The organism is Streptomyces sp. NBC_00433, from assembly GCA_036015235.1.
Taxonomy (GTDB): Bacteria; Actinomycetota; Actinomycetes; order Streptomycetales; family Streptomycetaceae; genus Actinacidiphila.
In genome coordinates this window covers 4,504,297-4,517,823 of the sequence record CP107926.1, presented here as the reverse complement: position 1 = coordinate 4,517,823, position 13,527 = coordinate 4,504,297, and the positions used below count along the sequence as shown (strand labels likewise).

At 74.8% G+C, this 13,527-nt stretch carries 12 protein-coding genes and 1 pseudogene; 7 read left to right on the top strand and 6 right to left on the bottom strand.

Annotation, left to right across the window (positions count from 1 at the left end; translation table 11 throughout):
- Position 1 precedes the first annotated feature (1 nt).
- Positions 2 to 214 (top strand): annotated as a pseudogene (locus tag OG900_19125) (Lrp/AsnC ligand binding domain-containing protein).
- On the opposite strand, the gene OG900_19120 reads toward OG900_19125, so the two are convergent.
- Both OG900_19120 and OG900_19115 read right to left on the bottom strand, forming a co-directional pair.
- Positions 198 to 1,103: an aldo/keto reductase gene (locus OG900_19120; GenBank protein WUH92014.1), complete on the bottom strand. Its 906-nt coding sequence runs from the start codon at positions 1,101 to 1,103 to the stop codon at positions 198 to 200. The pseudogene OG900_19125 and the gene OG900_19120 sit on opposite strands and share 17 nt — an antisense overlap.
- 135 nt (positions 1,104 to 1,238) lie before the next feature.
- The gene (locus OG900_19115) at positions 1,239 to 2,372 is read right to left on the bottom strand and encodes a ScyD/ScyE family protein (GenBank protein ID WUH92013.1); all 1,134 of its coding nucleotides are present in this window, start codon (positions 2,370 to 2,372) and stop codon (positions 1,239 to 1,241) included.
- 518 nt (positions 2,373 to 2,890) lie between these two features.
- Here OG900_19115 and OG900_19110 point away from each other — a divergent pair.
- From OG900_19110 to OG900_19090, 5 genes are all read left to right on the top strand, one after another.
- Positions 2,891 to 3,079, top strand: coding sequence for a hypothetical protein (locus OG900_19110; GenBank protein WUH92012.1), 189 nt, complete (start codon positions 2,891 to 2,893; stop codon positions 3,077 to 3,079).
- Positions 3,080 to 3,095: 16 nt separating this feature from the next.
- Positions 3,096 to 3,833 (top strand): hypothetical protein, encoded by a 738-nt coding sequence (locus tag OG900_19105; protein ID WUH92011.1) that lies wholly within the window; start codon positions 3,096 to 3,098, stop codon positions 3,831 to 3,833.
- A gap of 125 nt (positions 3,834 to 3,958) precedes the next feature.
- Positions 3,959 to 4,822, top strand: a complete 864-nt coding sequence (locus tag OG900_19100) for a hypothetical protein (GenBank protein ID WUH95829.1) — start codon at positions 3,959 to 3,961, stop codon at positions 4,820 to 4,822.
- Positions 4,819 to 5,742: a hypothetical protein gene (locus tag OG900_19095; protein WUH92010.1), complete on the top strand. Its 924-nt coding sequence runs from the start codon at positions 4,819 to 4,821 to the stop codon at positions 5,740 to 5,742. Before OG900_19100 ends, OG900_19095 begins: the two co-directional genes overlap by 4 nt.
- Before the next feature lie 5 nt (positions 5,743 to 5,747).
- On the top strand, positions 5,748 to 6,782 hold the full coding sequence (locus OG900_19090) for a beta-lactamase family protein (protein ID WUH95828.1): 1,035 nt from the start codon (positions 5,748 to 5,750) through the stop codon (positions 6,780 to 6,782).
- Between the two features lie 71 nt (positions 6,783 to 6,853).
- Here the strand turns inward: OG900_19090 and OG900_19085 are convergent, their stop codons facing one another.
- Complete coding sequence (locus OG900_19085; protein WUH92009.1) at positions 6,854 to 8,527, bottom strand: esterase-like activity of phytase family protein; 1,674 nt, start codon at positions 8,525 to 8,527, stop codon at positions 6,854 to 6,856.
- 294 nt (positions 8,528 to 8,821) lie between these two features.
- Between OG900_19085 and OG900_19080 the strand changes: the two genes are divergently transcribed.
- Complete coding sequence (locus OG900_19080; GenBank protein WUH92008.1) at positions 8,822 to 10,279, top strand: NAD(P)/FAD-dependent oxidoreductase; 1,458 nt, start codon at positions 8,822 to 8,824, stop codon at positions 10,277 to 10,279.
- Positions 10,280 to 10,325: 46 nt separating this feature from the next.
- On the opposite strand, the gene OG900_19075 is transcribed toward OG900_19080, so the two are convergent.
- The 3 genes from OG900_19075 to OG900_19065 all read right to left on the bottom strand — a co-directional run bounded on the left by OG900_19075 (position 10,326) and on the right by OG900_19065 (position 13,191).
- Complete coding sequence (locus tag OG900_19075) at positions 10,326 to 10,970, bottom strand: aminoglycoside phosphotransferase family protein (protein WUH92007.1); 645 nt, start codon at positions 10,968 to 10,970, stop codon at positions 10,326 to 10,328.
- A gap of 186 nt (positions 10,971 to 11,156) precedes the next feature.
- Complete coding sequence (locus OG900_19070; GenBank protein WUH92006.1) at positions 11,157 to 12,308, bottom strand: beta-N-acetylhexosaminidase; 1,152 nt, start codon at positions 12,306 to 12,308, stop codon at positions 11,157 to 11,159.
- 109 nt (positions 12,309 to 12,417) lie between these two features.
- Positions 12,418 to 13,191: a lysozyme gene (locus tag OG900_19065; GenBank protein WUH95827.1), complete on the bottom strand. Its 774-nt coding sequence runs from the start codon at positions 13,189 to 13,191 to the stop codon at positions 12,418 to 12,420.
- Positions 13,192 to 13,527 lie beyond the last annotated feature (336 nt).

The following is a 13,527-nucleotide window of genomic DNA, read 5'->3' as shown; positions in this document are numbered from 1 at the left end:
CCGCCTGCTCGAAGAGCGCCGCGAGATCCTGGAGTGCCTGCGCACCACCGGCGACGACTGCTACGCCTTGAAGGTCGCCGCGACCTCCATGGAGCACCTGGAGGCCCTGGTCGGCGAACTCGCCGGCTTCGGCAGCACCACCACCGGCGTCGTCCACCGCCGGACGCTGCCGCACCGCGACCCCGCCCGGCCGCCCCTCACGTCCACTCCATAGCCGCCCGGCCGGTCCAGTACGCCTGCGGGTCGACGGCGAGCGCCGCGTAGCGGTCGGGGTCCGGCGGCTCGGCCGTCACCGCGGCGAGGTTGGCCCGCACCTGCCCGGCGGTGACGGCGCCCGACAGGACGACGTCGGCCCACGGCTGGGACAGGGCGGCGGCCAGCGCCGCCACGTCGGGCCGCGGCCCGAGACGCCGGGTCGCCGGACCCGGCGCGGCCAGCCGGCCATTGGCCAGCGCCTCCTTGACGACGACGGTCCAGCCCGCGGCCTTGGCCTCCGCCAGCGCGGCGCCTGCCGACGGCTCCAGCAGATTCCAGGTGGCCTGCACCGCCGAGAAGACCGGCCGCCCGTCGACCCGGACCTTCAGCGCCTTGCGCAGCGTGTCGGCCTGCCGCGGGCCGCTCAGGCTGAGCCCGACGGGAACGGGCAGTCCGGCGAGCTCGCGCAGCACCCCCGCGTCGTCGAGGATGCCGGACTCCAGGGTCGCGGAGTGGACGGCGTAGAGCCGCAGCCAGGGCCCGAGCAGTGCCTCGGTCTGCGGCCACTGGCGGTCCAGGGCGGCGGCGGAGTGGTCCTTGACCTCCTGCACCGGTGGGTGCGGCCGCCAGTCGGCGGTGTAGGTGTAGCCCCACTTGGAGGACACCGTCACCTCCCCCGCCCCGATGCCGCGCCGGTCCAGCCAACCGGCGAGGAAGTCCTCGGCCAGCCCGTAGGAGCGGGCCGCGTCGAACCACCGCACCCCGCCTTCCCAGGCGGCGTCGCAGACCTCCTCGCAGCGCTCGCGCAGCCCGTCGACCGAGCGGTCGGCGCCGAGGGACTGACCGTGGCCGACCGTCAGGTACTCCGGCCGTCCCAGGGCCGCAAGGCCCAGTCCGAACACGGCCATGGGGCGGCCCCTTCCGCTCTGCTCCGGCGGTCGGCGTGACCCGGAATGCGGTCATTGTTCCACGTGGAACCATGGCCGGGCGGGCTTGGAGCCGGGCGCCCGGGGCCGGTTGCGCCCCGGACGCCCGCGCCGGGGTCAGCCGATCCTGACGACCTGGCCCGAGGTCGACAGGGCCGGGTCGCCGAAGGGCCACATCGAGGAGTAGTTGCTCACGTAGATCGAGCCGTCGCGGCCCGCGAGGAAGCCCGCCGGCGCGAACAGCTTGCCCGCTCCGAGGACGGTCCGCCTGCCGTCCCTGCCGACCTGGACGACCACGCCGTCGGGGCGGACGTCGTTGGACGGGAAGCCGGTGGCGTCGAACTCGGTGACGTAGAAGTCGCCGTTGGCGCCGAAGCCGCAGCCGTTGATGGCGCTGAAGCCGGACTGCCACACCGTCAGGGCGCCGGTGCGGGGCGCGTACCGGTAGACGTTCGCGTCGGTGGCCGAGCTGCCGAACCCGGTCAGCTCGCCGATGTAGACCGCCCCGTCCGGGCCGACGTCGACGCAGGTGGGCACGGAGTTGGCGCCGCCCGGGGTGTTGGGGACGAGCGCGAGCACCCGTACGTTGCCGTGGCGGTCGATCGAGTCCAGCGTGTTCGACCCGCCGTCGACCACGTAGAAGCCGCCGCGCGGGTTCGCCACCAGCGCGTAGGGGTTGCTGTCGTGGTAGGCCTTGTCGTCCACGTCGCCGGGGTTGGCCAGCGCCCTGGGGGAGCGGCCGGTGACGTCGAGCAGCGCGCCGTACTGCGTCTTCAGGGTCGCGCTCAACCCCGGGGTGAGGCCGGGCAGGTCGGCCGGGACGAATTCCGGTGACGCCGGCTCCACCGTGTAGAGGTGGCCGCCCACGTATTCCAGGTCGTCGGGGCCGACCATCTCGCCGCCGTTGAGCAGCGACGCGATCCCGGTGCGGACGCGCACCGGCCTGCCGGACGAGACGTCCGCGATCGAACCGGTCAGGCCGAAGCAGTTCACCGCCGCCGGGTCGCTGGTGTCGCACAGCGAGGGGACGGTGCCGGCCTCGCCGACTAAGAGGTGCCCGTGCGGGCCCCAGACCAGGCCGCGCGGTCCGTTCAGACCGCTCGCCACGACGGTCGTGGGCGCCTTGCCGGTGAGTTCGGCCGGGTGGGCGGCGGCCTCGGCCACCGGCCCCGACGGTCCCGCGCTCAGACCGGCGAGCGCGGCGGCCGCGGCGGCGGCCACGAGCATCCGGCGTGGTGTGAGAGGTCGCATCAGCGCCTCGTCTCCTCCCCATGGGGTGAGCCTGTGGGGCGCGCGGACGCCCGCCGTCGGCGTGGGCCCACGCACCCGGCTCACGGAAGGGCCGGTCATGACACCGCCGCCCAGGCCACTCCCGCACCCCGCACCGGGTCACTCCCAGCCGGGTGACACGCAGGAGCATCGCCCACCCGACTTGGCGCCGGACTGGCGCCCACTTGGCGCCCGCTCGCGGGCCACCCCGCCCCGCAGGTCACGGCGCCCCCTGCCCCGGCGGCCCATCTCCGCCCGTCCGCGGCCCGGGAGCCCCGCCGGGCCCGTCGCCGTCCCGTACGGGCCCGGCCGGCGATCCGCCAAGCCCGCACCAAGCCGGCGCCAAGCCCACGCCGAGGCCCCGGGCCCCGTCCGGCGCCCTTTTCTGCGCCCTTTTCGGGGCGTCCCCGGTGCGGCCGTCCCCGTACGCCACACCCGACTTGCGACGAAAAAGGTCGAATGTCAGCCTGAAGATCCACCCGAGAGAAGGAGATGGTTCGATGGCTACGGAGCTGACAGCCCCGGTCGAGACGGTTGCCCTTGCCGCTGAGGTCGAAGGACTGCTGGATTCCGCAGAACCGGAAGGCATCTACCGAGACACCCGCGAGTGCGGAGGCGGCCTCCTGCTCGCCGGCCTCCTGCTGATCTCGCCCCCCACCCCGCGCGCGCCCAAGACGGACGCCCGCTGACGGTCAGGGGGACCCATTGGCCGAGCAGGCGCAGCACAATTCCGCGCTGAGCGCTGCGGTGGCCGATGTCGCAAACGGAGTCGCGCTCGCCCTTGACGGCGAGGGCGACTCCTATGCGCTGTCGGCCCTCCTCGCGCAGGAGGACACGGTGGCACTCGCCGCCGTCCGGGTGCTGGGCGCCGACGTCCTGGCGCCGTACGCGCTGCGTGCCGACCCGGCGCGCGGCGGCACCGACCGCCAGGTCGTCCACAGGGCGCTGGCCGCGTATCCGCCGGGCGCCGACGCGTCCGACGTGTCGCTGTGGAGCTACCGGGGCCTGGCCGAGGCGTCCCGGGCCTTCCTGCCGGGAAGCGGCGAGGACGCCGCGAACGGCACGGGCGGCGAGCCCGGCGCGGACTGGCCGCCCGAGGCGCGGGCGGGCGACGCCTGGGTGCAGGCCGACCCCTGGCCGCGGCTTGCCCACCGCGCGTCGCAACTGGCCGCGCTCTCGCTGCCCGGCCTGGCCCCGGCGCTGGCCGTCGGGCTCGCCGCCCGCACCGACGACCTGGCCAGGGGCTTCGTCCGTGCGGTACGCCGCCGCGACTGGCTGCAGGCGGCCGGCGTCGGCCGCTGGCTGGTACGCGCGCCGGACGTGCCCGCATCCCTCGGGCTGGAGGCGGGCCTGGTCTTCGTCCGCCGGATGAGCGGCGCCGACCCGCGCGTGGTGCTGCACGCCACGGCAGCCCAGCGCTTCCCCGGCGGCGGGCCGCGGTGAGCGGGCAGCCCCCGCCCGACACCCGCGCGCGCCCGCACGCGCACCTCGACCCCCACCCCCACCCCCACCCCGACGCCGGCCTGCTCGACGACGTCGTCACCGGCGCGCTGCGCTGGCTCGGCGCGATGCGCGGGTCCTTCCGGCTGCCCGCGGACGTCACCACCGACGCCGACCCGAACCTGACGCTCAAACCGCTCGGCGAACTGGCCGAGCTGGCGCAGGTGATCCAGGCGCTGCACCCGGTGGCGGACGTACGGGAGGCCGCCGCCGACCTCTTCGGTTTCGCGTGGAAGGAGACCCGGGGCGGCGAGCTGTTCGTGGAGCTGGTGCGCGGCGAACCGGTGGCCACCTACCCGGTGGAGCTCTACGGGGTCTTCGCGCGGGCGGGCCTGCGCCATCCGGGGGTCGAGGACCTGGTCGGGGCGACGACGTCGCTGCGCCGCTGGCGGGTGGCCCGCGAGGACCACACCCGCACCCTCAACGTGCTCAATGCCGAGCGCAGGATCGGCCTGCCGCCGCACGCCGACTTCGGCGCGGTGCTCGCGCACACCGGCCTCGGCCTGCGCCCAGAACCGTGGGCGCTGGACCGCAAGGCCGCGTACGGCATCACGCACGACGTCTTCCACGCCACCGACTGGGGCCGCGCGCCGGGCCGGCTGCCCGCCCCGCTGGCCGGCTACCTGCGGCTGTGGCTGCCGGCCTGGACGGAGTCGTGGGCGGAGGAGCGGCTGTGGGACCTGGTCGGGGAATTCCTGGCCGTGTCCGCGTGCCTGCCCGAAGCGCCCTACGACCCCGCGGCCTGGCGCCGCTTCGCCGCCGCGCGGACCGCGGACGGCGCGGTGCCGGAGACCGGCGACCCGCCGCGGGACGCCTCCCCGGGCGAGGCCTTCACCGCGTGCTACCACTCCACGCTGGTGGCCGCCTTCGCCGCCACCCTGGCCCGCGCCGCCGGGCACCCCGAGACGCCGGAAAGCGAGGCGACACCGTGACCGCCGCATCCCCCGCACTCCTGCACCGCGTCGGCGACCGGGCGCTGGCCTGGCTCGACGGCCACCGCGAGCACTTCCGGCTGACCGACGACGACCTGGCCACCGGCCGCGGCATCGTCGAACGGCTCAAGCCCGTGGGGGAGCTGGCCGTCAACATGCGGGTGCTCGCCCGGGAGGGGGTGGCCGGGTCGCGGCAGCACGACATCTCGGTGCGGCTGCTCGACCACGTATGGCGCGACCTGCTCGACGGCGGCAACCTGCTGGCCGAACTCCAGCGCCAGGAACCGATGTCGCCCGTGCCGCTGGAGATCTACGCCAGCCTGCACGAGCTGGGCCACCGCCACCCCGGCCTTGAGAGCGCGATCGACCTGGCCCGCGGCACGGCGAGCTGGCGGGCGCTGGAGATGATGCCGACCCGGCGGCTCGGCCTGCTCAATGCCGAACGCAAGATCGGCCTCGCACCAAGCGGCGACACCGGCCAGGCACTCGCGGCCACCTGGCTCGGCCGCATGCCCGAGCCCTGGACCGTGCAGCTGCACATCGCCTACGACATCACCCACACGGTCTTCCACCTCACCGACTGGGGCGCCGCCCCCGACCGCATCCCGCCGGACATCGCCGGCTACCTGGCCCGCTACCTGCCCGCCTGGACCGAGGACTGGGCCGAGCTGGAGCACTGGGACCTGCTCGGCGAACTCCTGGTGGTCGACGCCTGCCTGCCCCGGCCGGCCCTCGACGCGCGGATGTGGGAGCGCTACGCCGCCGCGCAGGGGCCCGACGGCGCCATGCCGGTGCGGGGCGCGGCGCCGGTCGGCGACCGCGACGAGCTCTTCGACCAGCTCCACCACCCCACCCTGGTGGCGGCCTTCGCCTCGGCGATGGCCACCTCTCGGTCGCTGTCCGCGGACGTGGCCGCGTGAGCGTGGTGCTGGCGGACCCGCCGTTCGCGACCGAGGATCCGGCGCCGCTGCTGGAGTCCGCCCTGGCCCGGGTGCGGGCGCCCGACGTCGTGCTGGCCGTCAGCCGCGACGGCCGCCGCACGTACGCGTCCGGAGGTACGGACCCGGTCCCCGCTGTGCCGCGCGAGGAGTTGGGCTTCGCGCTCGGCTCGCTGAGCAAGACCTTCACGGTGCTGCTGCTCGCCGACCTCGCCCGCGACGGCGTCCTCGGCCTGGACGAGCCGGTCGCCGCACACCTGCCGCTGCCGCCGGGCCCCGCCCGCCTGATCACCCCGCGCCACCTGGCCACCCACACCTCGGGCCTGCCACGGGTGCCGCGGGACCTGGTCGCGGGCGCCGTCCTGCACCCCTACGCCAACGGATACGCCGGCTACACCCGCGGCCGCCTGCTCTCCGCGCTCGCCCGCACCCGCGTCCGGCACACCCCCGGCACCCGCTGGCACTACTCCAACTTCGGCCTGGCGCTGCTGGGCCCGCTGCTGGAGACCACCGCGGGCGCCGCCTTCGCCGACCTGCTGGCCGACCGGGTGCTGCGCCCGCTGGCCCTGACCGCGACCACGCTGGGCGCGGACACCCTGCCCCCGTCGCGCGTCGCCGCGGTCGGCCGCCGCGGCGACGGCCGCACCCCGCTGCCGCCCACGCACATGGCCGCCTTCGCCGCCGCGGGCGGCCTGCTGTCCACCCCGGGCGACCTGCTCACCTATGCCGAGGCCCTGCTGCGCCCGACCGGGGCCCTGCGCGACGTCCAGGTCCCGCAGTTGCGGCGCGGATCGGCGCACCGCCGCGAGACGCACACCCTGACCTGGTATCAGCACGAGGCGGCGGGCGGCCCCGTGCTCTTCCACGCCGGGGCCACCTTCGGCCAGCAGTGCTTCCTCGGATTCCACCCGGCCACCCGTACCGCGGTCGCCGCCTTCGCCACCCGCCACGACCGCACCTCCGCGGTCGTCGGCGCGGCCTACCGGCTCCTCCAGGACCTGGCCGGCCGTCCTCCCGCCTGACGCGGGACGGCCCGCCCACCTCGGTGGGCGGGCCGTCCCGGCGGCGTGCTCCGGTCGTGTACGGGCCGGCGTCAGCGGACGTGGACCGTCACCGTCACGGTCTTGAGGACCGCGGGCAGCTTGGTGGTGTCGACCTTCAGGATCTCGCCGTTGTCGCTCTGTCCCGTGGGCGGCAGGACCTTCTGGTGGACGGTCCACCTGCCGTCGGGGTCGACGGCGATGGTGTCGATGCCGAAGTCGTCGTCGTTGGACAGGTAGAGCGTCCGGCCGGCGTCCGCGGTGGCGACGCCCTCGACCTTGTCGTGCGCGAAGAAGGAGCCGCTCGGGTCGAGCTGGCTGACCAGGGTGCCGAGGTTGAGGTACGGCTGCTTCTGCGCGACGTTGACGCCGGCGCCCGTGAGGGCGGCGAGCGCGGCGTTGGTGCCCGCCGAGCCGGCGAAGGCCTCGGGCGACTTGCCGCCGACCGTCAGGCCGCTGACGTCGGTCGCACCGTTGATGTCGACCTGGTAGAGCGTCTTCTGGGCGAACGGCTCGTAATTGCCGTCCCGCTCGTCGACGAGGAATTTCGTGTCCGACAGCGCGGTGATCTCGCTGTTCGCGTCACCGGTGGCCGCCGGGTTGTCCAGCAGGTAGAGGTACTGCTTGGACTTGTAGGTGCGCAGGTCGACCGTGACGATGCGGGTCGGGGCGACGGTGGCGGCCTTGGTGCTGCCGAGGTCGGGCTGCTGGAGCGCCGACTGCATGACGCCGACCAGGGTCGAGCCGTCGGGGGTGACCGTCAGGCCCTCCATGCCCTTGTTCTTGGCGCGGTAGGCCAGTTCGGCGGGCAGGTAGCCGATGATCTTGTGCCGCGCGTTGTCCGGGCTGTCGCGGTACGGCGTCAGCCGGCCCAGCTCGTAGCCGTTCGCGTCGAAGTGCGTGATGTACGGGCCGTACTCGTCGGAGACCCAGAAGGAGCCGTCGGGCAGCACGACCAGGCCCTCGGAGTCGTAGCCGTAGGCGTCCTTGGCGACCGGGACCGGGGTGCCGCCGTTGGCGTTGGTCGCGTTGACGTCGTCGATGACCTCGCTGGTGTCGTGCGGCGGGCGGCCGCTGTAGTCCACACCGCCGAGGCTGCGCGGGCCCTTCAGGGTGACCTGCCTGACCAGCTCGGCCTTGCCGCCGACGAGCCTGAACTCGCCGATCTCCGGCGTGAAGTCGGTGACCATCTCGGACTTGTTGCCGTCGGGGGCGTCGGCGTTCGGGCCGCGGTCGGTCAGGCCGAAGAAGTAGCCCGACCTGCCCGGCGCCGGCGCGAGCGAGGAGCCGTAGCCCTCGCCCGACAGCTCGGTGGTGGTGCCGCCGGGGCCCGCGACCTTGCCGAGCGGCGGCAGCGGCTCGCCGTTCGCACGGGTGTCCTTGAAGAGCCGCACCGCGTCGGTCGTGGTGTACGTGAAGGTGTCCGTGCCCTTGAAGCCGGCCTTCGGGGTGTACGCGAACGTGCCGTCCGCGCCGACCGTCACCGTGCCGTCGGACGGGTCGGTGTGCCGCACCACGGCGGTCGCGCCCGAGTCGTTCCGCAGCACGTTCCCGGTCACCTTGCCGTGGCCGGAGTACGTGTCCGCGACCGCCCCGAAGTCGTGCGAGGGCGCCGACAGCCAGCCCGCGGTGTGAGCGGCGGCGGTGCCCGCCCCCACCACGGCGACGGTGGCGCTGAGCGCGATGACGATCCGGGTGCGCTTGCGGGAGAAGGGTCGTGAAGTCATACCCCAGAACCTGACGGGCGGTGGTGAACGCGGGGCCGACCGCCGGTGAACCGGATACAAAGAGAACCGCCTCTTCGGACGCCCGCCCGACCCCGCCCACCCCGCCTGGACCTGGCCGTTCGCCACCCGTGAGCCACTCTCCTACGGCGGCCCCAGGACCCCGCGGCGGCTCCCGAGGGGGCCATCGGGGTGGGCTTACGGCGGGGCTTGCCCGCGCGGGGCGGCTCACGCGGGCGGTCGGCCCGTCGCGGTGGTTACGTGGACGGGCAGCCCACACCGTCATGCGAGGGACATATGAGCGACGTACGCGACAGCGGCAGCCAGGCAGGCGACACCTACGACGTCATCGTGCTCGGCGCCGGTCCGGTCGGCCAGAACGTCGCCGACCACGCCCGCGCCGCCGGCCTCACGGTGGCGGTGGTGGAGCGCGAACTCGTCGGCGGCGAGTGCTCCTACTGGGCCTGCGTCCCCAGCAAGGCGCTGCTGCGGCCGGTCATCGCCGTCGCCGACGCCCGCCGTGTGGACGGCGCGCGGCAGGCCGTCACCGGACGGCTCGACACCGACCGGGTGTTCGCCCGCCGCGACCGCTACGTCACCAACTGGGACGACGGCGGGCAGGCCGGCTTCCTCCAGGACATCGGCGCCGACCTCTTCCGCGGCCAGGGCAGGCTCGACGGCCCGCGCCGCGTCACCGTCGCCGCGGACGGGGGAGCACCCCGCAGGCTCACCGCGCGGCACGCCGTGGCCGTCGCCACCGGCAGCGACCCCGTGCTCCCCGACATCCCCGGCATCGGCGAGGCCCGCCCCTGGACGAACCGGCAGGGCACCGACTCCAGCACCGTGCCCGCCCGGCTGGCCATCGTCGGCGGCGGCGGGGTCGGCGTCGAGATGGCCACCCTCTGGCAGGGACTCGGCTCCCAGGTGACCCTGATCGCCCGCCACCCGCTGCTGCCGCGCATGGAGCCCTTCGCGGGCGAACTGGTCGCCGACGGCCTCACCCAGGCGGGTGCGGATGTGCGGATCGGCGTGCAGGCCACCGCGGTCCGCCGCCCCGACCCGGCGGGACCGGTCACCCTCACCCTGGACGACGGCGGCGAGGTCGTCGCCGACGAGGTCATGTTCGCCACCGGCCGGGCCCCCCGCACCGGGGACATCGGCCTGGACACCGTCGGCCTCGCCCCCGGCTCCTGGCTCGACGTCGACACCACCTGTCTGGTCCGCGGCGTCGAAGGCGACTGGCTGTACGCCCTCGGCGACGTCAACCACCGCGCCCTGCTCACCCACCAGGGCAAATACCAGGGCCGCACCGCGGGCGACGCCATCGCCGCCCGCGCCGCGGGCCGGCCGCTGGACGACGCCCCCTGGGGCGACCACGCCACCACCGCCGACCAGCACGCCGTCCCCCAGGTCTTCTTCACCGACCCGGAGGCCGCCGCGGTCGGCCTGTCCGCCGACGAGGCGGCCCGCGCCGGCCACCGGATCAGAACCGTCGACGTCGAATTCGCCGCCGCCCAGGGCGCCAACCTCTTCGCCGACCACTACCAGGGCCGCGCCCGCATGGTCGTCGACCTGGACCGGGACATCCTCCTCGGCGTCACCTTCGCCGGCCCCGGCGTGAGCGAACTCCTCCACTCGGCCACGATCGCCGTGGCCGGCGAGGTCCCCCTCAAGCGCCTCCGCCACGCCGTCGCCTGCTTCCCGACGGTCAGCGAGGTCTGGCTCTTCCTGCTGACCGCCTACGAACGCGGCTGAACCGCCCGCGGCCCGCCCGGCGGCTCCGACCCGGACCTCCCGGCGGTCACGCGCCGAGCCGGCGGACCAGGTCCGCCTCGGCGCCGGTGAGGTTGGGGTCCGCGAGCCGCCGCATGGCGGCGGCCCGCATGCCGGTACGCCGGTCGGCCCCGCAGGTGCGGGCCATGCTCCACAGGAAGCCGCGGATCATCAGCCGCTCGTGCGGCGGCAGCACGATGCCGCGCAGGATCACGTACGTCATCGCCACGTCGACCTCGGGCGCGCCGGCGCGGGCGTTGGCCCAGTCGACGACCCTCGGGCCGTCCGAGGTGAGCATGACGTTGTCCGGGTGCAGATCGAGGTGCAGCAGGCGGGCCGCACCCTCGCTGTCCGGCAGCCGGGGCAGCCAGTCGGGCGGCCCGGCCAGCGCGTGCAGCCGGCGGTGCAGCCGCCCCAGCATCGCCCCGTAGGCCGCGCCCCGCCACGGGCGGCGCCGCAGCGCCTCCGTCATGGTCGGCCCGTGCAGCCGCTCCATGACCAGGTCGGCGCCGTCCACGGCGTGGACGGCCGGCACCGGATAACCGCGCTCGCCCAGCCACCGGATGGTCCGCGCCTCCTGCTCCGCGGGCCGCCCGTCCCGGAATCTGCGCAGCACCCGGTCCGCACCGTCCGCGTACACATCCGCCTCGCGCCCCCGCCCGATCAGCTCCATGGCCGGAGTCTGCCAACGCGCCGACCGCGTGTCGATGGACCGGCCTCCCGGCCTCAGGGTTGTCCACAGGCTGTGGACAACCCTTCGGCGGGAGTCAGGGTGCTGCCGGGAGGGCGCCGAGGGCGGACCGCCGGTCGCGGGTGTCGGGGTGGGCGGCCGGGCCGGCGCCGCGACGGGCGCGCTCGGTCAGAACAGCCGGTTGCGCAGCGCGTTGATCCTGCCGAGCGCCGCGGTGAAGCCCGTCGCGCCCAGGACGCCGCCTTGCAGCGCGCCGGCCAGCGAGGAGACGATCGCCTGGCCGGCGGCGACGTCGCCGGAGGCGTCGAGGACGAGGTCCATGCCGGCCGCCGCGGCGGTGACCGCGTTCTGCGCCGGTGTGCCCAGGGCGCTCAGCGCGCCCGCCCCGATCGCGTCGGTGATGGTCACACCGGTGAAGGTGAAGCGCTCGCGCAGCTCGCTCTGCACCACGGTCGGGGAGAGCCCCGCCGGGTGCGCGGCGTCCAGCTCGGAGTAGATCGCCCAGGACACCATCACCAGGTCGACCCCGGCGGTGAGCGCGGCGACGTAGGGGACCTCGTCCAGGTGGCGCAGCTGGGAGAGCGACGTCTTCAGGGTGACCGGCCGCAGGTCGGTGTTCTGCGCGGCCGTCGCGGGTCCCAGGCCCGGGAAGTGCTTGGCGGTGGCGGCGACGCCGGTGGCCCGCTGGGCGGTGATGAAGGAGCGGCCGCAGAGCGACACCACCTCGGGGTCGGTGCTGTACGAGCGCTGGTACTGGTCCTCGAAGTCGCCGGCCGTGCGGTAGACGTCGAGCACCGGGGCCAGGTTGACGTTCATCCCCACGCTGCGCAGCAGGTTGCCCGCGCCCGTCCCCGCGTCGGCCGCGCCGCCCGCCGGGTCGGCCGAGGCGCCGATCTGCTTCGCGGACAGCACCGGGGCGCCGGGCAGCCGCCGTATCTGCCCGCCCTCCTGGTCGGTCATCAGCAGCAGCGGCGCGGGATTCGGGCTGCGCAGATTCGCCTGCCGCAGCTGCTGGACGGCCGCGGTGATCTGGGCAAGGCTGCTGATGTTGCCGCCGAAGAAGATGACGCCGGCCGCCTGGCCCGACGCGATCTGGTCGAGCAGGCTCTGCGGGACGGTCGTCCCCGAGTAGGAGAAGACGACCCGCTGCCCGGCCTGCTGCTGCGGGGTCAGCGCGGCGGGCACGGCGTACGCGGCCCGCGCCACGGCCTCGCTCGCGGACCGCGGGCTCAGGCGGGTGAGCCCGGCGGCCGCGGCGGCTCCGGTGCCGGCCGCGAGCACGCTGCGGCGGGAAGGGCGGTGGCGGCCGGAGCCGGCCATGGGTGCCTCCTGGGGGTTCGCGCGCGGAGTGTGCGGGGTGTGCGGGCAGTGCGGGGTGCGCGGACCGCGGTGGGGGCGCGGGGCCGCGCCCCCACCGGGTGCGGCCGGCTCAGCCGTTGGCGAGCGCCTGGACGCGGCTGAAGTCGCCGTTGAAGGCGTCCTGGTCGCCGGGGAAGACGCCGCTGTCGGCGTACTGCCAGATCGTCTGGTAGGGCCAGTGGTAGGGCATCGTGCCCGGACTGCCGTTGTAGTTGGCCAGCGCCAGCGGGTTGGTGGAGGAGAAGTCGCCGGTATTGCCGGTGCACTGGCTCCACCAGCTCGTCGCGGTGTAGATGGTCACCCAGCGGGTGGTCCTGGCGTGGTATTCGTTGCTGAACGACAGGATCCAGTTGACCATCGAGGACGCGGACAGGCCGTAGCAGGTGGCGCCGTAAGGATTCCACTCGATGTCGAGCATCCCGGGCAGCGTCCTGCCGTCCTTCGACCAGCCGCCGCCGTGCGCGAGGAAGTAGTCGGCCTGGGCGGCGCCCGAGGAGGTGTCGGGCGTCGCGAAGTGGTAGGCGCCGCGGATGAGGCCCGCGTTGTACGACCCGTTGTACTGCTGGGTGAAGTACGGGTTCACGTAGGACGTGGACTCGGTGGCCTTGACGTAGGCGAAGCGGCCGCCGTTGGCCGCGACGGAGGCCCAGTTGACGTTCCCCTGGTAGCCGCTGACGTCGAGGCCCGGTGTGCCCGCGACGTTGGGCGTCACCGTCAGCCGCCCGCCGGACGCGGGCTGGTGCAGGGCGATCTGCGAGCCGGCCCAGTCCAGTTCGGGGTGCGTGATGTGGTTCGTGGCGGCGGTGGGCGTGGCGGCGGCGGCCGGTACGGCGGTGGCGCCCAGGGCGGCGCAGGCGAGCGCCGCGCAGGCGACCAGGCCCCACTTCTTGGCCGGGACATGCCAATCAAACACGAGATCCTCCGGAGGGGAAGAATGGTGCGGGTGGGGTGTGGGCGTCGTCGTCCACGCCCAGAGTGAAGGAAACTTTCGTCTCGCACAAGACGCGTGAAAAAAAGGGCCAAGGTGCGCCTGTGCCCGGTGGGACTCGCCCGGCGACCGCGTCCGCCCCCACCCGCAGGGCAGCCGGACGCGCGGTGAAGTGCCGCGCGCCCGGGGCCGGTCGGCGCGGATCGGCTTGCGCGGGGCCGGGCGCCGCCTCCCGCCCGTACGCACCTGCGC

What these genes read in the sequence shown, in the direction of transcription:
- OG900_19080 (WUH92008.1), top strand. Translation starts at nt 8,822, where the DNA reads ATGAGCGACGTACGCGACAGCGGCAGCCAGGCAGGCGACACCTACGAC.
- OG900_19100 (WUH95829.1), top strand. Translation starts at nt 3,959, where the DNA reads ATGCGCGGGTCCTTCCGGCTGCCCGCGGACGTCACCACCGACGCCGAC.
- OG900_19115 (WUH92013.1), bottom strand. Translation starts at nt 2,372, where the DNA reads ATGCGACCTCTCACACCACGCCGGATGCTCGTGGCCGCCGCCGCGGCC.
- OG900_19075 (WUH92007.1), bottom strand. Translation starts at nt 10,970, where the DNA reads ATGGAGCTGATCGGGCGGGGGCGCGAGGCGGATGTGTACGCGGACGGT.
- OG900_19110 (WUH92012.1), top strand. Translation starts at nt 2,891, where the DNA reads ATGGCTACGGAGCTGACAGCCCCGGTCGAGACGGTTGCCCTTGCCGCT.
- OG900_19085 (WUH92009.1), bottom strand. Translation starts at nt 8,527, where the DNA reads ATGACTTCACGACCCTTCTCCCGCAAGCGCACCCGGATCGTCATCGCG.
- OG900_19070 (WUH92006.1), bottom strand. Translation starts at nt 12,308, where the DNA reads ATGGCCGGCTCCGGCCGCCACCGCCCTTCCCGCCGCAGCGTGCTCGCG.
- OG900_19120 (WUH92014.1), bottom strand. Translation starts at nt 1,103, where the DNA reads ATGGCCGTGTTCGGACTGGGCCTTGCGGCCCTGGGACGGCCGGAGTAC.